A 22,989-nucleotide genomic window follows, 5' to 3' on the forward strand; every position below is an offset into this window, starting at 1 on the left:
AGTGGATGAGTTTGTCAAATTGCGGAGAGGGTAAGGAAAGTGAAGAGAAGACAATTTATTAAGTTATTGGCAGCATCGGGTTTTGGCGCGGCTTTACCGGTCGCGGCTGTGAAAGCGAACGCTGCTCCCGGAGCTGGAAATTATCGTTATTTTGTTGCCATCGCCGCAGATGGTGGCTGGGACAGTACATGTTTATTTGACCCTAAAGGGAAAGCCAATGAAATAAATAAAGTTGCATTGGATAATTCATTGAAAACGCCCGAAGGACTTCAATGGAGTGCGGTTCCGGATGTGAAAGATAAGGCCATTATTGAAAACCAATATCGTCAATTTTTTACACGTTATGGAAATAGAATAACGGCCATTCGGGGTGTTGATTCCTTAACAAGCAGTCATCTACTTGGGGCGAAATCCGTTTGGAGTGGGAACTTCGGGACTAACCCTTCTATTGCGGCGTTACACAGTGCGGTTCATGGTCGTAACTTACCGTTACCGTATATTACTTTTGGTGGTCATTACGGTGGAAGTGACTACACTGCAGACCTTGGTGTAGAAAAAGCGCGTTTGGGTGGGGGTGGGTTATTGAAGTTAATGGGTAACCCTGGAGGCAGTCAGGAGTCTGGACTCTATGGCATGATTAAAAATGCCCATCAGGATCGGTTGTCTCGTCAAATTATGGAAGAAAATGGACTGGACTATCGCCTTTCGTCTAGAAGCAAGGGGCTCGATAATTTATTGAATTACCGACTGTCAGAAAATAGATTTGAACAGTTGCATGATAATTTAGCGCAATTAGAAGGGGTGCCTGATTTTAAAGGCGATTGGAACTCAGGTCGTATGCAACATTTTAAATTGCAAGCACGTTTAACGGCAGCCAGTTTTGCCACCGGTACGTCAAATGCGGCCAGTTTAAGTCAGTGGGGGTTTGACACTCATGGTAATAACAATGATCAATATCCTGCATTGGGGAATTTACTGGAAGGCATTCACTATTTGATTGAAGCATTAACTTTTTTTGGCATTGCTGATCAAACAGTGATTATGGTGGCATCGGATATTGGTCGCCGGGCTTTGCATAATGGATCAGGTGGAAAAGATCACCACAATGTAACCGGGCAGATGATCATTCACCCTGAAGGTTCTGGGTCGGGAGGAAAGTATTTTGGGGAAACAACCGATCGCTATGAACAAGTTAAACTCAATCTAGAAACGGGTAAAGCCGATAGAAATGGAACGAACCTAACCATTCGCCACACCCTTTATGGAATGCGTGAGTACTTAGGCCTCAATGATAGTGAACAAGCAAAACGATTTCCTTTAGGGGAAAATTTAATTATGCCTAACTTGTTTTCATGAGTAATAAGATAAAAATAGGTAACAATGAAACATAGAAGGCGCCTTATGGAGAGGGCGTCTAATTGTATTAATCCGATAAAATTTTTTATTGTTTTTTTGACGAAAGCCTTCTTTCCAACGGCATAGTGACTCGATAATTCTCTTGGTGCCATTGTGAGCTCTTTTTTATGTACGCTCTCCTTTTTATGTGCTCTCTTCGCTGGCGTTTGCCCTCGTAAATGTTATGTTATAACATAATAATATTTTTCATTGGTATTTATTAGAGGTTCGCGCGGACATGAAGCATGCTTTTTTTCAGTCGATTGAACATTGCCCGCACAATTCAACGTTACCGTTAGAAGAGATTGTGTCGCAGCTGGCCTTCAATAGTGATGGGTTAATCCCGGTGATTACCCAAGATGCCCAATCGAAAGACGTTTTAATGATGGCTTGGATGAATGAAACCGCCTTAAGGCAAACGTTAACAACCCAGCGAGTGACCTATTGGTCTCGATCGCGTCAGGCACTTTGGGTGAAAGGGGAAACCAGCGGGCATACCCAGTCATTAGTTCAATTGTCGTTCGATTGTGATGGTGATGCCATTTTGTGTTTGGTAACTCAAGAAGGGCCTGCGTGTCATACCGGGCGACCGAATTGTTTTTACCTTCAAGTCAATGAAGAGGGCACCCACGTTGTCGTCAATGGGGACAGCGCTTAATCGTGCCTAAAAAACAACGTGCATAAAGAACGGCGCATAAAGAAAGGTGGTGAAAAGCGTGATGAAGCGGGTTTTGATCAAAAATGCCATTCTGGTCAATGAAGGCAGCGTAAAAGAGGGGGATATTCGTCTTTCTGGAGACCGTATTGATAAAATTGCGGCGGAGATTTCGGCAGAGACGAATGATCAGGTCATCGATGCCCAAGGCGCTTGGCTCTTGCCGGGAATGATTGACGATCAAGTACATTTTCGTGAGCCGGGGTTGGAGCACAAAGGGCGAATTGCGACGGAGTCGTTAGCGGCTGTGGCCGGTGGTATTACCAGTTTTATGGAAATGCCAAATGTAAAACCGTCCACCACAACCGCAGAGGCCTTGGAACATAAGTTTGGGATTGCCGAGGCTTGCTCGGCGGCAAACTATTCGTTTTATCTTGGTGCCACCGAGGACAATCTAGACGAGATTAAAGCACTCAACCCCTCTAGGGTGTGTGGCGTTAAAGTCTTTATGGGTGCCTCTACTGGGGATTTGTTGGTAGAAAATCCACAGGCGCTGGAGAATATCTTTCGTGAAAGCCCAGTCTTGATTGTGACCCATTGTGAGCATGGCAGTGTCTTAAACCGCAACCTTCAGGTTTATCGAGACGCAGGAAAAACGCCTTCTATTATTGATCACCCTAAAATTCGAAACGTAGAGGCCTGCTATGCCTCTTCTTCGCTGGCGGTGGGGCTTGCGCGTAAACACGGCAGCCAATTGCATGTCTTACACATTACCACAGAAAAAGAGCTGAGCTTGTTTGAGGCTGGGCCTGTTGCGAATAAGCAAATTACCGCAGAAGCGTGTGTGCACCATTTATGGTTCAGTGAAGAAGATTACCCCCGTCTGGGTAATTTAATTAAATGTAACCCTTCAATTAAAGCCCCCAGTGATCGTGCTGCTTTGATAAATGCGTTGCACACGCAGCAGATTGATATCGTTGCCACCGATCATGCTCCTCATACCTGGGATGAAAAACAACAAGACTACGAGAACGCACCGGCGGGTTTGCCACTGGTACAACATGCGTTGTTAAGTATGTTAGATCACGTTCATCATCAGCGCTTGTCGATTGAGCAAGTGGTGGAGAAGACGGCGCATAACCCGGCCATTCGTTACGGTGTTCGTGAGCGAGGCTTTCTCCGTGAAGGGTATTTTGCTGATGTCGTGCTGGTCGACCCTGCACAATCGACACCGGTATCTCACGAGAATACCTATTACCACTGCAAATGGACGCCGTTTGATGGGCATTCTTTCTCGTCACAAATAAAAAGTACTTGGGTAAATGGTGTGCAGGTTTTTGATGGATCATCACTTATTACCGGTGTGCATCCCGGAGCGGCATTAATTTTTGATCGCTAAACGCACCCGTTACGTTAATTTTTTGAGCAGTGATTAATATGAATCAAGCAGTATCTCCAACCGACTTTCCATTACCCGATGTGACATCAGAAGAAAGTGGAGAGTTTTCTCATACGTTAAATTGGGTTGGCATGGAGCGTATTGCGCTTCCTTTGCGGTTTCCCGTTTCCCCTTTTGAGTCGGCGAGTTCAGAGTGTCGTGCTGAGCCGATTTCTGCGATGGCGGATGTGTTTGTCGGCTTGGATAAGCCGTCGGTAAAAGGCATTCACATGTCGCGATTGTATTTGATCTTAAACAACATGTTGGCACATCAAGAACTCAATCAATCTAGTATTGAGCGAGTTTTGGCAAGCCTCATTGAATCCCAGCAAGGCATTAGCCGCAGTGCGAAATTGTGTTTGCGTTTTGAGGTTACCTTAAAAAAGCCGGCATTATTGAGTGAGCAATTTGGGTATCAATCTTATCCTGTGCAATGGATTTTTACTCAAAAAGGCGATCAAATTTCAACACAACTTGAACTGACCGTACCTTATTCGAGCACATGCCCGTGTTCGGCGTCTTTATCACGCCAGTTGATGAAACAAGCGATGGATCGCCAATTTACGGGTGAATCCGTGAATAAAGCAGAAGTTTTGAATTGGGTTGAGTCATTGGCTGGTAGCATCGCCACACCACACAGCCAGCGTTCTTACGCGTATCTAAAATTGGATTTTACCTCGGGTGCATTAGCCGATATCACCCAACTCATCAAATCCATTGAAACGGCCATTGGTACGCCGGTGCAAACGGCGGTAAAGCGTCAAGATGAGCAAGCGTTTGCGCAATTAAATGCCGAAAATCTTTTATTTTGTGAAGATGCTGCACGTCGAGTGAAGGCCGCCTTAGAAGCGATGGATAACCTCTCTCACTATTGGTTTAAGGTTGAGCATCAAGAAAGTTTGCATGCGCATAATGCGGTTGTTATAGATCAAAAATCATAAATGTCATCGCCACCTTTTAATCGATTTTTTCTAATAATGAATTCTTTGTCAGAGAAAAATATTTTATTTTATGAACAGTGAAAATAGCCTGATTACAATAACGTTACCAGACGGCTCTCAAAGAGAGTACCCAGCACCGACTTCCATTGCCGATATTGCTGCCTCCATCGGTCCAGGCCTTGCCAAAAATACCATTGCCGGTTGGGTTGATGAGCAACAAGTGGATGCTCATGACCCTATTAATCATGATGCACACATAAAGATTATTACCCCCAATGATGAGGCCGGGGTAGAGATTATTCGCCATTCGTGCGCCCACTTGATCGGCCATGCGGTAAAACAATTGTACCCTACGGCAAAGATGGTGATTGGCCCGGTGATTGAAAATGGATTTTATTACGACATCGCTTACGAAAGAGCGTTTACGGCAGACGACCTCAAAGCGATCGAAGGTCGAATGAAAGAATTAATCGCGAAGAATTATACGGTCGTAAAAAAAATGACGCCCCGTGATGAAGTGATTCAATGCTTCCAAGAAAGAGGGGAGGAATACAAGCTTCGTTTGATTGATGACATGCCGGATGAAACGACCATGGGCTTGTATCACCATGAAGAGTATGTCGATATGTGTCGTGGTCCTCATGTAACCAACACACGATTTTTAAAGCACTTTAAGCTCACAAAGTTGTCAGGAGCGTATTGGCGCGGTGATGCGAAAAATGAGCAGTTACAGCGAATTTATGGCACGGCTTGGGCGACCAAAAAAGATTTGCAGGCTTATATAAAGCGTATTGAAGAGGCGGAAAAGCGCGATCATCGTCGTTTGGGTAAAGAGTTGGATCTTTTTCATTTCCACGAAGATGCACCCGGTTCGGTATTTTGGCACCCTCGCGGCTGGAAAGTATTCCAAGAGTTGATTGCCTATATGCGTCGACGCCAGCAAGCCGCTGACTACGTAGAAGTGAATACGCCGGATTTGATGGATAGAAATTTATGGGAAATTTCTGGCCATTGGCAAAACTACCGTGAAAATATGTTCACTACCACCACAGAAGATGAGCGCACATTGGCATTGAAGCCGATGAATTGCCCCGGTGGTGTCTTGATGTATCGTCACGGGCTGAAAAGCTATCGTGATTTACCGATCCGAATCGCGGAATTTGGCAAAGTTCATCGTTATGAGCCCTCAGGGTCGCTCCATGGGTTAATGCGTGTACGCCACTTTACCCAAGACGATGCCCATATCTTTTGTACCACTGGGCAAATGCAGGAAGAGTGTCGCCGAGTGATTGAACTGGTGTTGGATATTTACGAGCAGTTTGGTTTTGACGATGTTCGGATTAAATTATCGACTCGCCCAGAAAATCGAATGGGCAGCGATGAGGTATGGGACCTTTTAGAAGGAGCTCTAACAGAATCATTGCAGAGCTTGTCGTTGGAGTACGGCGTGAACCCTGGTGAGGGTGCCTTCTATGGGCCGAAGCTGGAATTTGTCCTTCGCGATTCCATTGGTCGAGATTGGCAGTGTGGTACCTTGCAGGTGGACATGAATTTGCCCGAGCGATTTGGTTTGGAGTATGTGGACGAACAAGGTCAGCGTCAGCGTCCAGTGATGTTGCATCGAGCGTTATTTGGCTCTCTAGAGCGTTTTACGGGTATTCTTATCGAGCATCATGCCGGTAAATTGCCACCGTGGTTATCACCCACTCAAGCCATTGTATTGCCCATTTCAGAGCCGTTTAATGACTATGCCACAGAAGTAAAAGCCTTATTAGAAGGGGAAGGCCTTCGTGTGAATACCGATTTAAGTAATGAAAAAATCGGGTATAAAATTCGTCAGCAAACGTTAAATCGCGTTCCCTTTATGCTTATTGCTGGGGGCAAAGAAGCAGAAAGTGGTCAAGTCACCATTCGTTCTCTTAGCGGGGAAGATTTGGGGTGTATGAGTGTGTTTAACGCGATCAGCCTATTAAAAGAAAAGGCGCAAGCGCCGGACAGGGCGATGAGATATATTCGTACCGAGCAGTTGCGAAAACGCTTTCAAGAGAAGTTAGAACCTGCTAATCCACAAGATGCGTCAAGCATGGTCGAAAATTGAATACTTTATGTGTAAATGAGTAAAGTAGAGCGAGCACGCGTAACGGCGTGTTTGATTCAACAAAGGAGTACTTCGGTGCTCCTTTTTTGTTAAAAAAATCTTTTCTATCGTTTCTTCGTATCCTTTTTCTACAAATCTGTCTGCGACGTAGATTGCAGTGTACTGCTTACTTATCTGAAAAATGGCCTAGCCCATTGGTCGTATTCCTAAGCCAAGGCATGGAGTGTATTGTTCTTATGAAGTAGCCTTTATGATTTAGTCTTTATGATTTAGTCTTTATGAATTAGTTTTTATGGTCGAAAAGAGCGTTTTGATTATTTTTGAATAATGGAGATGAAAAACAAGATTTTGAATTATAAGTTGTTCTTTGTTTATTTTTATGTCGTTTTTTGTGTGTATTGAAATTATCTATATGATTTAGGGATAAGGCAATAATGGTTGCCAACTTTTTTCGCCAATCTTCATGATTTCGCCTATTTATAAGAGTAATGCATAGGTTTAGGGATTAACACAATCTAAATAAGACGCTACATTGTACGACGGCAGCCAAATAGTGTCTTTTATGGAGAAGAGAGTCTTTTGAAGTATTTTTTTTGGTTTTTCCTTTTTTTTATACCGTTTCTTTGCTTTGCGCAACATAACATAGATCCCCGAGTCAAGGATATTGTTGTTAATGTCAATACGATTTCTATATCCGGTACGGCCAATACATTAACTGACGATTTGTCATTAGAGTCGATGATGCAATTGGCAAATCGCCTGCGTCAGAAATATCCGGCTAAAATGCGTTTTGATCAAATCCAAGAAATATCAGACACCTTAACGCTGCACTTACGTGATGCCGGTTATAAATTTCATTATGCGTATATCCCTCCTCAAAAACCGCACGAAGGTAATATTACGATATTTATTGCTGAAATTGTATTAAGCGATATTAGCGTGATGAATGATACGTTTTATTCCAGTGATCATATTCAAAAGCAATTTAAAACCCTTTTGAATGAACCTTTGTATCAGCCACGCATTGACCGAGTGTTGCATTCGTTAAAAAACATCGGCTCGATGAATGTTTTTGCCTACTACTCCCGAGGCAGTAAACCAAATTCTGTACGACTGAATTTAAAAGTGTCTGCCAGTGAGCGATGGAATATGTCGGTTTCTTTCGATAATTATGGCCCTGTCGAATCAGGTGGAGAGAGAGGCTTGGCGCAATTTACAATGAACGATCCACTTAATCGCTTTGATCGTTTGGGCTTGGGGGTGTTGCAGTCTTACGGTGAAGAAAAAAATCAGTATGGCTATTTGTTTTATCAAACACCGATAGGCAATTTGCACCACGAATTGGGGCTGTATTTAAGTAATAGTGCATTTGAGATTGGGGGTGAGTTCGCCAACTTAGAGTTAGAGGGTGAGGCATCATTTGAAGAAGTCAGTTATACCAATTACGTGTATTACAGCCAATATACCAAACATTTTTTCGAGTTAACGTATGCGGATAAAGCCAATGATTTTTCATCGGTGTTTGAGAGTGATGATGTTGAGCCCGATGAAAGTACAACGGTAACGGGAATTTCATGGAATACACAATATTCTGGGAAACGCAGCTATCACCGATTTCTCGGGCGTTGGAATTCGGGTGACTTCTCACTTAATGGCTATGTGGACAGCGAAACTGGCGACACGACGGTGTTTGAATCTGACTTCGACTATTTTAATCTTTTTTATCAATATTACCGCCGCTTTACTTTGGCTTCCACTGCTTGGGCATTGGAAGGCGAATTGCGTGCCCAAGCTAGTAGTAACACGCGTTTACCTTCGTTTGAACGAATGTCTCTAACGGGAGCCCGAGGCATTCGAGGATTTGAGGCGGGACAATTTTCTGCGGATGATGCGGTTATTTCTTCTTTTGCACTTCATTTACCTCGATATCAGTTTGGTGGAGGCGAAACGAATAAACCCTTTTCGATAAATACTCAGTTATTTGTGGAAGGTGCTACAGGTGCTCAGTTTGATTTGGACGGAAATGAAGTCAATAACGCTCAGTTTATTGGTGCTGGTGCCGAATTGTCTGTTTTTTGGCAACAACACTTGGGGTTAACCGTTACCTATGCTTTTCCCGTGAGTTCGTCCTCTGATTTACCCATTGAATTTAAGGAGCAACCCTTAACTTTTTCGTTAACCGCTAAATGGTAAGGATGTTGAGAAGAATGAATTATTTAGATTGCATAAAATATAGCGGTTGCTTTTTCTTGGGTGGTTTTATTGTTGTTAATACCAAAGCATTACCTCAAGGGCATCAAGTTGTTGTAGGGGATGTTCAAGTTACTATGCAACAAAATCAAATGCAGGTTGAGCAGTCGTCTCAACATGGCATCATTGAATTTACTGACTTTGATATTGCGGAAAACGAACTGGTTCGATTTCAACAACCGAATAGCCAGGCGATTACATTAAATCGCGTAGTAGGAAATAGCCCCTCAGATATTTTGGGACAACTGCAATCCAATGGGCAAATTTTATTGGTCAATCCAAATGGCGTGTTTTTTTCAGAAACCGCTCAGCTAGATGTAGGCAGTTTAATTACCTCTACCTTGGATATTCGTAACGATGACTTCCTTCAAAATCAGTTAACCTTCGAAGGTGATGCTACGGCCACTATTGAAAACCGAGGTGTTATCCGTACTCGAGGTGAAGGGTTTATTGCGCTTGTGAGTAATAACATCCACAACTCAGGCGAGTTGCAAGCCGAACGGGGTTCTGTTGGTTTGCTGGCGGGGGAGCGTGTTGTTGTGGGGTTTGAGGGGGAGTCGGTGGCATTTGATGTTACGGCTGCATCCACTACGGCGGATATTCACAATACCGGCAATGTGATTGGTGGGGTAGGGGTGACGGTTGATGCGAACTCTTTCGATGCCATTGAAAATGTCGTTATTAATAATGAAGGCGTTATTCAAGCAACGGGGTTTGAAGTACACAATGGCGAAATTGTCATTTCTTCCAGTGCCGGCGCGATTATTAATTCCGGTGTTGTGAGTGCAGATGGGGATGCGCTGACACAAACATCGACAGGTGTGATTGATATTGATTCGGAGCGTTTTGCCAATCTGGGGGAGATTACTGCAGATGCACAGGGTAATGGTGCGGGTGGAAATATTGATATTTATACCACCGATGCCTTGTATTTGGCGGATGGGTCATTGACCTCTGCAAATGGCGCTGGTTTTGGTGATGGTGGAAGAGTTATTCAATACTCTGAGGGTGCTGCTTGGTTTGCACCAGAGGCATATTCAACCGCTATGGCTGGTACTGAAGGTGGGAATGGTGGTTTTATTGAAGTCTCTGGTCGGCAGTTTGTAAGCTTTGAAGGAATGATAGATACCACTTCCGAGAATGGTGAGAATGGTACGGTATTTATTGATCCTGTGGATATTTCTATTATGTCAGCTGGTATATCAACAACTCCGCCGGCTATCCCTGGTGGAACGATAGAGTTGCCAATTGCAACTTCTTTTCCAGGAATCACAACGATATCTCCCGGTAGTTTAAATAGATTATTAAGTGGCGGTAGTAATGTGATTATATCTACGGCCGTTGTGGATGTGGCGGGCAATTCAGGGGTCTTATCAATTGACGAAGATATTGACCTAACTGGCATTTCCGGCCAAACACTGACCTTTCAATCTAACGGTGATATGAATATTAACGCCAATATTTGTGAAGTGGCTGCAGGCGGCGGATGTGCTCGTGGTGGGGATAATGTCAATTTATTTTTTGAAACGATTGCTGGGGATGGTGGGTCTATTTCGGTAGCTGATGGTACTTTGATTCTTTCTGATGGCGGTACCATTGATTTTAACTCCGATGCTGATATCACACTGGGAAGAAATTCACTGATCTCGTCGGCTGGCGGAAATCTTAACTTTACCGCAAACAATACCCTAACGTGGTCAGAAACGGGAAACGCCTCGTTGGCAGATTTAACCATTCGTGCCGGTGACCTTAGAGATGCTTCGGATCGTCTATTAAACATAATTTCTAACTCGATCGACATTGCCCTTAGTAACCCGTCGGCAGACCTTTCTATACAAGGCTCCACGGATGACCTGAATGTTTCTTTTGGTGTAGATCGTAATTTTACTTTTTTTTATATACCGGCATTTTTAAGTACGGGTAATACTTTTAATCTAAATAATATTGATTTGGCCGGTGGTGATTTTTCTGCTTTTATCACCCCAACGGCTGGTATTGGTACATCTGATTTTAATTTGGTAAATGTGAGTAACGTTACCAATCTGAGTTTAATTAATTCTAGTGATTCAGGCAGTATCTTCCTACCGGGTGGAATCAGTGTTCCGGGTGATGTGGTGCTGCAAAGTGCGGCAATACAAAATGCGAACATTGCAGGTTCAAGGTCGTATTTTGTTCAAGCCGATTCTCTTGACTTAACAACCCAATCCTTAAATGGGCAAGAAATTGCCTCCTTAAATGTTAATGAGCTTGCTTTGAATTTTAGCGCAGCGGCTATAGCTGATCGGCTTGTAATTAATGAAGCCAACGACATTGTTATAATCGGGCTTGTGCAAGACGGTGTAAATGATTTAAGTATTAACGCCACTGGGGATATTACGTTTGCTACCCAAGTAGATTTAAGTAACGTCGGTGATGCGGCGGTATCTCACCGTTTTTCCGTAGAGAGTACATCAGGCTCTATTTTTATGAACGCCGACTTAGCGGATACATCGGCGACTCAAAATACCAATACAGAAATTACCTTAGACGCTGCAAATAATGTGGTCATTTCGGACAATGTGAATGTAGATTCTGGAGGCGCTTCTATTGAGGTAACCTCCGGTGGGGATTTATCGATAGGTCAAAATGCATTAATCGATTCTGGCGATGCGGTGCAATCATTAACGGCAAATCGTATTGTTAATAATGGAACCCTACGAACCGCTGCGACGGATGAGGCCATTCGTTTAACCAGCGCAACTTCTCTCGTTGGTGGTAATGGTAGTGTGATTCAAGCTGAAAATGGTCGTGCTCGCATTCGCACCCAAACAGGCGTTGATGTCATCACTTCAGTCAATGCATTGGATATTGAAAATTCGGTATCGGGTGCTGTGGTGATCAACGAAACGGATTCTCTTGTACTCACGAATATGTTGTCTGCAGGAGATACAACGGTTTCGATTAATGCCGGTAGTGATATTAATATTAACGCGGATTTACGCTATTCATCACCATCACAAACCGTCGGGACATCCGTTGTTTTTGATGCAGGGCGTAATTTATCGGTAGCAAACGGCGTTTCTGTTTCGTCACAAGGTGGAGATATCCGTATATCTGCAGACGATGTAACGGTAGGGGAATCGTCGACGGTTGATACGGGCAGTGGCCTTCTTTCTATAGAAGCGAGTCAACTTATTCATAACGGTACATTGAACTCTACGTCGCAAAGTAATCGTGCGATTGCGATAACCAGTGCTTCAGACATAACGACAGGCAACACTGGCGTTATTCAAGCCCAAAATGGTGGTGCGCAAATTCGCTCTCAAACGGGGGTGGATATCATTACCAATGTGGATGTGCTTGATATCGAAAATAGTGTGTCTGGTGATATTAATGTTAATGAGATGGACTCTCTCACGTTAATGAATATGCTCGCTTCAGGAGACGCTTCGTTTTCGATCAGTACGGGTGATTCGTTAAATGTGAATACCAATTTACGTTATGCATCGCCAACTCAAACTTCTGGTTCGACAATTACATTTAATACCGGAGGTGATCTAGCGGTTGCTAATGGTATTGCCTTGGCATCAGAGGGTGGGAATATCAATTTTACTGCAGGTGGCACTATTTCTACGGGTGAATCTGCTTTAATTGATGTGGGTAATGCTTCTTTATCGTTGAGTGGAAATGAAATTATTCATAATGGAATACTAAATAGCACTTCGCAAAATGCCAGTGCCATCCTGTTAAACAGCAATTCAGCCATTAGCACTGGCACAGATGGGATTGTTCAAGCGCAAAATGGCGGTGTTCAGGTTCAGGCGCAAACGGGTATTAACCTTTCCACGAATGTCGCCGTACTGAATGTTGAAAATACGACGTCAGGCATCGTTCGTATTAATGAGGCAAGTGATGTCCGCCTAGAGAATCTTCTCTCACCGGGCGATACCGCTTTAATTCTGGAATCTGGCACCCTCACATTACCCGACGACGGTATTTCGACCCCAGGTCGCTTAACCCTATCTGCCGACTCAATCGTGAGTGATACCAGTAATTCGCTTTTGGTTGCGGCCAATGAGCTAATTTTATCTGCTAACGCCGCTACCAATACTATTGGCTTAAATTCATCGGTCAATACATTGGATGCAACGGTATTGGGTGCCGGTTTGAGTATTCAAAATTCGGGCTCACTCCGTATTGCCGACTTGAGTGGAGACGGTAATGCACTGGTTCTAGAGGATGGCAATCTGGATGTGCTGTTAAATAGCGGAGATTTAGCACTGGATGACCGTCTTGCGGTGACGGATATGAGTGCGGATGGTGAGCGAACCGGTATGATGCGTTTTAGAGTGGATTCTGGTGATATCACTTTAGGTGGGTCGGGCACGGCGTCATTGGAAGCCAATAGTACTCTGGATAGCACTTTGCCTGGGCTGACGAACGGCTATTCCGACAATGCCATTATCGTTTTCGATAATAATGATACGACGTCGCCTACGGCTTTTACGATTGGAAGCGTTGGTCAGGGGAGTGTTGATATTCGACTTTTGGGGGGAGACTTTGTAGCGGATCTTTATAAAGAAAACCCTGCGGAAGGTGAAATGACCGAATCTTTAAGCAGTATTACTTTACAGCCTGGCACAACCTTCCGTGTAGAGCGCAGCAATGGAAATATCGCTAAGCCAACTAATGTCAACAATAGCGATGCAAACCATAGCCTAAACCAGAACTTATTGAATGAACCAGGCTCTGCCAATGTGAGCACCGGTATTTTATTGGCGGATGGCGTTGATACAAGCCCCGCTGAGTTTTCGATTGCTGATGGTTCTGGCGTGTATTTAATCGTTAAAGCACAATCTACCGACCCTTTGACACCTGATCTTAGCGATATTTTAAGCGATGTATACCCTGCTAATATCATAGGTGGCAGTAGTGTGGCCGTGAGTAGTATCAATCGTCAGTCAGGAATAGATGGGGTAGATGCGGTCTTGGGGTACGGAGTTGAAAATTGTGACGTATTAAAAGAAGAAATAGAGAAGAATCAGTGTCGTGTTGATCAAACGTTTCATCGCTTTTTTAATACGTTTTTAATCTCCGGGCAGTTGCCATCCATGGTTTTGGAAACGCTTTAGTGGAATTATGCGAGCACTATTTATGTCCCCTTTGAAAACTTGGTTAGTGATGTTTTTTTTCTGCGTCTTCTGTGGCAATACGTGGGCAGACATTCAGCAAGAAAAAGCATTACAAGCGAAAGCCATTTTTATTTACAACTTTGCTAATTTCGTAGAGTGGCCGGACGACGCCTTTTTATCGACGAATTCACCCCTAAAAGTGTGTTTGTATGGCAGTGTGCCCTTTGGTATTTTTCTTGATGCCGTAAACGGAACCCTGATTGGTCAACGGCAATTGATGGTGGTAAGAACGGCGAATATTGAAACGCTTGAAGACGGCTGTCAAATCTTATTTGTTGGTCAGGATAAGCGAGCGCAGTTACCTGATTTTTGGTCAAACATTAAGTATGTGTATGTATTGAGTGTGGGTGAGCAAGAGGGGTTTGTGGACAATGGTGGGGTGATTAATATTTTACGAACCACAGATCGTGTGCAGTTTCAAATTAATATCTCCAATGCGCTGGAACAAGGACTGTTTTTAAGCTCAGATTTGTTGAGCTTGGCAAGAGAGGTAAAAAGGAATACCACAAAGAACACTGAATAACCTAAATGCCAAAAGGTATTTAAATGCAGCTCGCAGGCTTTCATTCTCATAAAAATTTTAAACGTAATAAAAGATTTTATCGGTCGTTGCGATATAAATTAATGTTTATCATCGTAGTGGCGCTGAGCCTTGCGATGTTTATTGCATCGCTTTTCTTCGTTCTGTACGACCGTAAAGAAGCGAAAAATGATTTGCAGGAACACATTCAGGCTATTGCCAAAATTACGGCAGCTCGAAGTGTGGCGGCGATGGCGTTTCTCGATCAAGGTGTGGTTGATCAAAATCTTAAAGCCTTATTGAGTATTGAAACTGTGCATATGGGATGTTTGTACAATCGCACCGGTCAATTGTTTTCCAGTGTAACTCGAGAGCCCAACACGCTTATTGAATGTTATGAGCAGTTCGATAAAACGATTGAAGCTTTTTCAGAGGTGAATCGCTATCTCGTTGTTACCTTACCCGTTGCCAAGAAAAACACCGTTTATGGCACGTTAATGATCGCCGCTGATTTATCTCAGCTTTATGATCGAATGCTGAACATAATTGGTATTTCTTTGATCGTTTCACTTATATCGAGCTTTATCGCTTACGTGTTAACCATGAAGCTTCAGCATCGTCTGGTGAAACCCATTGAATCTTTGGGGCGCGCAGCAGATTACGTAACCAGTACGCAGGATTATTCCATTCGTGCAGAACGAATCAGCGATGATGAAGTGGGTCAGTTGGTGGATTCGTTTAATGGCATGTTACGGCGAATCGAAGGCGCACAAGATCAGCTCTATGAAATGGTGACTGAGTTGGAAGAGCAAGGGCTTAACCTGAAATACCATGCTCAACGTTCAGAAATGCATCGTGAAGAAACTCAGGCAATGTTGGCTGCGGCGAGCCATGATTTGAAGCAACCATTACAAGCGATGGTGATGTTTGTCTCCGCCATGCGCAGTGAGCCTGAAAAGAATGAAGAGCTGATCGATAAACTTGAGCGTTCCATCGAGAATATGAGGCATTTGTTTACCGATTTGATGGATGTGTCCTCACTGGAAAAGCGGGTAAAAACCAAACAGCTTGATGATAAAGTGTCGTTGTTGGAACTATTTGATCATTTAGAGGCGGAATACCAAGCCGTTGCCTTACAGAAAGGGTTGGCTTTCAATGTTAAAAAATACGACGCTACAATCATTACTCATGCTTCAACTTTGCAGCGGATAATTCGAAACCTGTTGGACAATGCTTTTCGCTATACGTATTTTGGTGGTATTACGCTCGCTTGCCGAATGAAAAATGGCGCTTTGTGCATTGAGGTTTGGGATACTGGTGAAGGAATTCGACGAAATGTATTGGATACGGTTTTTAAAGAGTTTGTTCAAGTCAGTGTCGATTCGAAAGTATCTTCACAGGGCATGGGATTGGGCCTCTCCATTGTAAAACGTAGTTGTGAGTTGTTGGATTACACCATAGACGTTAAATCTAAATATGGACGAGGGAGTGTTTTTAGAATTTTAATTCCTCTTGACCGAATCGATAAATTACCAGAGGTAAAAGAAAGTCATAAAGAAAATGATAAAGAAAATGATAAAGAAAGTGATCAAGTAAATGTAGGTCAACCGGGCAGCAAGACTTTGAATCTTGAGGAAAATAGCGCTCCTTCCTCCCAGCCCGAGTTCGAGGATGGGGGAAGTGTACATCAAGAGGATGTGCTTAAAACGTCAATCTCCGCTTTTTTCAATCAGTTAACCAATAAACGTGTCTTTCTTATTGATGACGACGATTCGGTTCGTGATGCTTTATCCCTCTTACTCGGTCAATGGGAAATGGATGTTCGCGTCTTTAACTCTATTGCAACATGCATGGAATTTGCGAAATCGGACGCCGATTGGATTCCGCAAGCGATCGTTTCAGATTACCAATTAGGAGACAAAGATCTAGGCACAGACCTTATCAAAGGGCTGGGCCATTTTTATCAACAAGAGATTCCGGCATTAGTGATTACGGGTATGGAAGATGAAGCAACACTGGAGCAATTAAAACATGAAGGCATTAAAGTGTTACGAAAACCTGTCAAACCGGCAAAACTGAGAACGCTTCTGCAAAATATTCTTTAACGATAGCGATAGTTGTATTTGATTTAAGCTGTTTTTAAGGATCGATTAACCGGTGTTGTTTGGCCTTTGCAATAGCTTGTACTCGATTACCCACTCCCAATTCCCGAAAGATAGCACTCACATGAACTTTTACGGTGCTGGGTGACATGTGCAAGTGTTTGGCAATTTCTTTATTGGAAAAGCCATTGCTCATTTGTACCAAAACCTGCTTTTGACGACCCGTTAAGGAGTGCTCACTATTTGTAGAGCTTTCTTGCACTTCGGGTGTATTTCTTTGGTTTGGATCTGGAAGAGAGGAAGGGGTTTCAGTGGTTTGGGCGTTGGATTGTCGAGTGGATTTTGGATTATTAAACAGTAGTTGTGGTGGTAAGTACATGCCCCCAGAGAGGACGAGCCTAACGGCACTGACCATCACTTCAGCAGAAGAGCTTTTCGTAATGAATCCATTCGCACCAGCCTGCATGGTTTCCTGAATACGTTCAGGGGATTCTTCTGCAGAGAGCATAACAATAGGCACCTCTGGAATATCATTCTTAAGTAGTTTGAGTGTGTCAATCCCCGAGCAGTTGGGCAAATTATAATCTAGCAAGACAATGTCAAATTCGATAGAGCCCTGTATTGTGACAAGTGCTTTCTCTCCTGATTCGACAGTGTAAACTTCCTTTACTTCATCCAGCTTTTGCAGCACAAGTTTAATGCCGTCTCGGAACAATTCATGATCGTCGATAACGAGTATGTTCAAATTCTTTTTTCTCCGTTCTTACGACTGAGTATTTTTGTTTTATCGATACTATTTGTTTTATCGATACTATTTGTTTTATCGATACTATTTGTTTTATCGATACTATTGTATTGCCAAGTGTTTGTCGTATTTTAGTATAGTCTTTGGGGGTTACCCCGTTATCTTGTCGAGTACAGTTGGAAAGTAAGTTGATGAAGCGGTAATGGGTAACTATATGAGAAACCAAGCTAAGGGTTATCAGAACTTCACCCGGATTATCAGCTAACGATGTTTTAAGTGTAAAAGTGGCACAAAAAACTACCCCGCTGCTTGCGGCGGGGTAGTTGATTCAATGGCGTTAACAATATTATTGGACTTCTATCCTCAATGTAATCGGTTGTTGCGGTTGGTTAGCGCTGTTGTTTTCAATGGTTAATGTTTGTTCGTAAAGGCCGATGGGCAAATACTGGGCGTTAATGCTAATCGGGAGAGTGGTTGAATTACCCGCCTCAATGTTTCCTTGCTCATTGATGCTTGGTAACCATAAACCATTGACAAGAAGAGTATGGATTGCCAAGTATCTTTCAAGAAAATCATCATTGTAAGACCAATGATGAGATTGTGGTTGTGTGTTGTCGGCAGTATTGGTTTGGTAACCTGCGGTAACGTTCTGAATTGACGTTGTTAACTCTCCATATAAGAGCGAAAATTGGCCATTGCGATGTAATTGCAATTGAAAATTGAGGCGCGCGTTGCTGTCGTGGTATTGAGCAACCTCTTTGAATTGCACGATCAAGGTATCATCAATCACTTTTGCAAAAATATCGCCGTGTCGTCTGGGGTTTAAATCGCTCCAGTAAAGGGCGATGGCGTTGTTAGGCAGGTTTGGTGTCGGCAGTGCTTCGTTCCAATAATTAGAGTTTGGCTCTCCGAAGGTAACGACACCATTGGTGCTGATATAGACCAAGCTGTGGGGCTGCCCGAAGTACGTCACATCAAAATTGAATTCATACACATTGTCATCATTGTCACTGATGGATAGCCGATTGTTGTTATCTGAGATATCAATCCATGATGCATTGAATTCGGTTTCTTCTCTCGTGAGGGTTTCAGAATGAGAAATACCCGGCTGCTCCAGTGACCACTCCAGCGGTAAGTCTCCGGTGTTGGTGAAACCGATATTGATTGTCTGTGCCTCTTCGGTTGTGGTAGTAGCGGTATCCCTCGTGATGAGAGCATTGAATACCCCGTTATTGTTAACGGTAATCACAGGCCCCTGTTTGACTTCTGCTTCAAACGCAACATCAATAATTGGGTTGTCGTCGGCATTTGTGACAATACTGGTCTCGGTTTGAATGATTCCGGGCGGCGTGTCTGGGTTCGGTTGATAGCTTACTTTGACGGTGCGCTCTGTAAAGGCGGGAATGGACAGCTCCGGAAGAGATGGAGTTGCATAAATAGCCCCGGCTTCGAAGTTGGTGTCAAAGTTTTGTACTACAACTGTCGCATTACAGCCATTTCGGAAGGTAAGGCTACTCTCTGAACCGTTGTCTCGCCGGGTGAGACCGAAGTCCAGTTGATGTCCAGACGGAGTGTTGGAGGTGTTGACCAATTCGAGCGTTCGGCAAGGTAACGCAGACACAGAGAGGTCGATATTGGCAATCTCTGAAGCCGATGTTGGTGTATTCTCACCGGGCATTTCTGGTGTTGATTCGATGCTAAGAGAAGACCGAACAAGGTAATCTCCAGCGACCATAGTATTTGGGTCGACAGTATGATGAATGGCCGTAAATTCACCTGGTGCAAGTGTGGGCGTTTCAATTTCAGTCGTGATCCAGGTTGGGATCATGGCCGCCATGAGTGCTTCAGCATTCACTTTTCCCCCCGAAACCGTCAGACCATCTAGACTCTCCAGAGGGGTTACGGTATTCATCAGTCCGGCTTTGAGCTCTGCGGGGCTCATGGTTGGGTTAAAGGAAAGGGCTAAACCTGCAACTCCTGTTACATAGGGTGTCGCCATGGAGGTGCCGGTGCTGCGGCCGTATCGATCAGCTGGTAGCGTGCTATAAATGCTTGTGCCATATGCGGCAATATCAATACTATTGATACCGTAAGCGGAATAATTGGCCAGCTCTTCTTGCCCAGTGATGGAGGCAACAGCGAGAATATTTGGGCTGTCGTAGGAGGCAGGGTACTCCTCAATGAGATCGCGGTTTACCCCATCGTTACCGGCTGCGGCGATAAACAGGCTGGTGTCGATACCCGCTTCAATAGCATCGCGTAAGCCTTGGCTATAACCGTCTAGAATGCGCCAACTGTTATTGGTAATGGGTAGCCCCAGTACATTGGCGTATTCCACTGCGGCAATGGCATTTGCTGTACCCGTGCCATTACCAATCCAGCGAATGGCCACTAACTCAGCATCCCACATCACACCGGTCACTCCGATGCCATTATTGCCTTTCGCTGCTACCACGCCGGCAACATGGGTGCCGTGACCGTCATCATCCATAGGGTCGCCATCATCGTCCAGTACATCGTAACCATGCACATCATCAATGTAGCCGTTACCATCGTCGTCAATCCCGTTATCGGGGATTTCGCCAGGGTTTATCCACATATTGTCAATAAGGTCGGGGTGGGTGTAATCCACGCCAGTATCGATAATGCCGATTCGAATGCTCTTGTTTCCAGTGTGGTTTGATATTTCCCAAGCTTCGGGTGCGTTGATATCGGCATCGATATCATGGAAGCCATTACCCACACTGTTCAAGGCATCCAACAAGCCAAAATCAGGGTCGTTAGGGGTGATACCGAGCGTGGCTACTTTGAAATTGGGCTCAGCATAGACCACATTCGGTAAAGTATTCAGTTGTGCAATGGTGGCTCGAAGGGACTTTTCATCTTTCCCAGGAATTCGCGCCAAAATAATTACGTCTTCATTAGCCGTTGCTTGAGTGCTTTTTTCCAGTGCTTTTTGCGTTTTATTTTTCAACCGAGCCAATAGCTTGGTTTCGCTGATGCCAAAGTCAGTTAAATCAGGTTGAGCTGACGTTTTTTGAGATAGGTTGTGTTGAGAGAGATTGTGTTGAGATAGCGCTGTTGTAATGTCGAAAGATTTCAGCATTGTGGCTGAACGGACCGTTTGTGTCGGTGCTTTGAGTTTAAGAACGATCTCACCGGGAATGACATTCTTGAAATCAAAGTCATCAGGTGTTGCCACAGTTGCTTTTGCCGCAGGAGTAGATCGCGGTGACGATTGGGTGACAGGTTGAAAGGTTTTGAGGTGGGATAGAGACATGCCAGCCTGAGTTCCCATCAGAGAGTCGGTTTTGTTGTTGATACCCTGAGTGTTTTGTGCTCGGTGCAATCGTGCCGGAGCAGCAGACAGTGTTTGTGTTGTATCAGAGGTGTTGTAGTAGTAGGAGGTGAAGGTGTTCGGTTCATCGCCAAAGTTCACGACACCAGAGAATTGGCTTTGGTTGAGCCCTGGGGTTAATACATTCAGAGTGAGAGTACTTACTTCAGAGTACTCATCATCACGTCGAGCCACAGCTTTGAGTGTGATGGTTTCATTGTTCGCTTCAAAAGTAATCGGCTGTGTATACAGTGTGCCCTGCACCAGTGGGTCTTCGCCATTAAGGGCGAACAACACGTCTGCTGTATCAATATTGTAAGATAGCTCGACGTGCTGATCTTCAATATAGACGCCGCTTTCTACACTAAATGTTGGGCTACCGTTTAGAGGTGGCGGCGTTGGAGTGCTCGGCGTCTCTGGTGGAGTCTCTGGTGGAGTCTCTGGCGGTGGAGTACTGGAAGTTTCTGGTGGTATGTTCGTGGCGGAGTTGTTGGAGTTATTACCGCCACCGCCACCGCCACCGCCACCGCAACTGGCTAATGCGATCAGCAGGGTTAAAACCGATATTTTTTTAAATTTGTCCATTTTTTAGACAGCTTCCTGTGGGGTAATTGCACGTCGTCGCACAATGAATGTTCGTGTGGTTGCTATTTGTACGATTGATGTCTGTGCAATTTTGAATATGTGATGTGTGTTGAATATACATAATGATTGCGTTGGCAATTTTAAGGGATATGTCATTAGTGTCGAGGTCATTTTTGAAAAAATGGCGTCAAAGATAAAATATGTATAAAAAATCTACGATACCTAATTAAATGGATTGAAAGAATTAACGTATTGAATATTGAGGGCAGTCAACATTGAGCGTGGTGAAATTGAGGTGGAAAAATATAGGTCGGTGGTATTTGAGGTTTATGGTTTTTGTCATTTTGATCATATCGAATTGGGTGGTGGCAAGTGGTGTGCAAGGTAAGTCAATATACCCCGTTCATTACAATGTGATCTTGTTGCCCGAGAAGGACTTAGCCAAGGTTAAGATTTCTATAGAAAAATCGCATTTAGTGAAATCAATTACCTTTCGATTAGACCCGGATGTCTTCAGTCATCTGGAGGCCAATGGTGAGTTAACCATCAAAAATAATCGAGCAAAATGGACACTACCGAAGAAAAATGCGGAATTAACTTTAGAGGCAAAATTGACCCACGAGCGCGACCCTGGAGAGTTTGATGCGCTTGTGACGAAAGATTGGGCTATTTTTCGAGGGGATGACCTAATTCCCCCTGCGTCGGTGAAAGCAAAAAAAGGCGCGCAATCTCAAGCGTATTTATCTTTTGAGTTGCCTCAGCATTGGCCTTCGGTAAATACCGGTTGGCAACGTGATGAAAAGGCCCCTTTAAAAGACAACCAGACTTTACCTCCTCATTTCATTATTGATGACCCTGAGCGAAAATTTGATCGGCCCACGGGCTGGATGATTGCAGGAAAAGTAGGCACAAGAGCTTCTTTTTTAGGAAAAACAAGAATTGATATTAGTGCGCCTATGGGTGAGTCTTTTCATCGAATGGATGCACTTGCTTTTATTAATATTGTTTGGCCACATGCCAAGGCGGCTTTTTCTGAAGAGAATAACATTGAATTTTTTGGCCCAGATAAATTATTAATTTTAGGCGCGGGTGACCCGATGTGGCGGGGGGGGTTGTCGGCTAGTAATTCTTTTTTTATGCATGCAGATCGACCTTTGGTGAGTGAAAATGGCACCAGTACGTTAGTGCATGAGTTGGTGCATATGCTGACGAGAATTAAAGCAAAAGGTAATGCCGATTGGATTGTGGAGGGCATTGCTGAATTTTACGCGGTGGAATTACTTTACCGTGCTGGCGCTTACGGAAAAGATCGGCGTGACATTGTGTATTCGAAATTAAAAAAATGGGGTAAAGAGGCAAAGACCTTAAACGTAAAACGTTCATCAGGCCCGGTAACCGCCAAAGCTGTGGTGTTGTTGGATAAAGTGGATCAAGAAATTCGTAAAAAAACGGATAATCAATTCTCGTTAGATCATGTCACTCGTAAATTAATTGAGAAGCGAAAAATTACTGTGGATGATTTAAAAAAGGCATGTCATGAATTGGTGGGTGAACCGTGCGCAAGTTTGAATAATATTCCCTGAGTTTAGGTTAGTCCGATCTTTCTTTAGGTAAGTTGTGCTGTATTGAACTCATCATTACTCCTTATTATTAAGACCACAAGGGGTGAGTGGGTATGTCATTTGAGGTCATAAAATAATAAAAATAGAGGCCCACAGCGGAGATTGACCTTTGGTGAGCTTTTGTTTTGAA

Annotated in this window: 12 protein-coding genes; 10 read left to right on the plus strand and 2 right to left on the minus strand. The window is 43.9% G+C overall.

From position 1 onward, the window contains the following. Positions 1-39 precede the first annotated feature (39 nt). The 9 genes from LU351_RS20940 (at position 40) to LU351_RS11595 (ending at position 16,573) form a co-directional block, all read left to right on the plus strand. On the plus strand, positions 40-1,356 hold the full coding sequence (locus tag LU351_RS20940; protein WP_232594230.1) for a DUF1501 domain-containing protein: 1,317 nt from the start codon (positions 40-42) through the stop codon (positions 1,354-1,356). Positions 1,357-1,633: 277 nt separating this feature from the next. Next, positions 1,634-2,053 (plus strand): phosphoribosyl-AMP cyclohydrolase, encoded by a 420-nt coding sequence (hisI, locus tag LU351_RS11560; protein ID WP_232594231.1) that lies wholly within the window; start codon positions 1,634-1,636, stop codon positions 2,051-2,053. A 61-nt stretch (positions 2,054-2,114) separates the two neighbouring features. Beyond that, entirely contained in the window at positions 2,115-3,449 is a 1,335-nt protein-coding gene (locus tag LU351_RS11565; RefSeq protein ID WP_232594287.1) for a dihydroorotase, read from the plus strand. A 38-nt stretch (positions 3,450-3,487) separates the two neighbouring features. Then, positions 3,488-4,429, plus strand: coding sequence for a GTP cyclohydrolase FolE2 (folE2, locus tag LU351_RS11570; RefSeq protein WP_232594232.1), 942 nt, complete (start codon positions 3,488-3,490; stop codon positions 4,427-4,429). A 70-nt stretch (positions 4,430-4,499) separates the two neighbouring features. Next, positions 4,500-6,527, plus strand: a complete 2,028-nt coding sequence (gene thrS / locus LU351_RS11575; protein ID WP_232594233.1) for a threonine--tRNA ligase — start codon at positions 4,500-4,502, stop codon at positions 6,525-6,527. Between the two features lie 579 nt (positions 6,528-7,106). Continuing rightward, complete coding sequence (locus tag LU351_RS11580) at positions 7,107-8,720, plus strand: ShlB/FhaC/HecB family hemolysin secretion/activation protein (RefSeq protein ID WP_232594234.1); 1,614 nt, start codon at positions 7,107-7,109, stop codon at positions 8,718-8,720. Positions 8,721-8,734: 14 nt separating this feature from the next. Beyond that, entirely contained in the window at positions 8,735-13,888 is a 5,154-nt protein-coding gene (locus LU351_RS11585) for a beta strand repeat-containing protein (RefSeq protein ID WP_232594235.1), read from the plus strand. A gap of 22 nt (positions 13,889-13,910) precedes the next feature. Next, positions 13,911-14,471, plus strand: a complete 561-nt coding sequence (locus tag LU351_RS11590) for a YfiR family protein (protein WP_232594236.1) — start codon at positions 13,911-13,913, stop codon at positions 14,469-14,471. Between the two features lie 101 nt (positions 14,472-14,572). After that, entirely contained in the window at positions 14,573-16,573 is a 2,001-nt protein-coding gene (locus LU351_RS11595; RefSeq protein ID WP_232594237.1) for a hybrid sensor histidine kinase/response regulator, read from the plus strand. Positions 16,574-16,607: 34 nt separating this feature from the next. Here the strand turns inward: LU351_RS11595 and LU351_RS11600 are convergent, their stop codons facing one another. After that, on the minus strand, positions 16,608-17,315 hold the full coding sequence (locus LU351_RS11600) for a response regulator transcription factor (RefSeq protein ID WP_232594238.1): 708 nt from the start codon (positions 17,313-17,315) through the stop codon (positions 16,608-16,610). Positions 17,316-17,661: 346 nt separating this feature from the next. After that, positions 17,662-21,237: a S8 family serine peptidase gene (locus LU351_RS11605; RefSeq protein WP_232594239.1), complete on the minus strand. Its 3,576-nt coding sequence runs from the start codon at positions 21,235-21,237 to the stop codon at positions 17,662-17,664. A 329-nt stretch (positions 21,238-21,566) separates the two neighbouring features. Between LU351_RS11605 and LU351_RS11610 the strand changes: the two genes are divergently transcribed. Beyond that, positions 21,567-22,820, plus strand: coding sequence for a M61 metallopeptidase family protein (locus LU351_RS11610; protein ID WP_232594240.1), 1,254 nt, complete (start codon positions 21,567-21,569; stop codon positions 22,818-22,820). The last annotated feature ends 169 nt before the right edge of the window (positions 22,821-22,989 follow it).

The sequence above is a fragment of the Marinibactrum halimedae genome (assembly GCF_021234875.1).
Lineage (GTDB): Bacteria > Pseudomonadota > Gammaproteobacteria > Pseudomonadales > Cellvibrionaceae > Marinibactrum > Marinibactrum halimedae.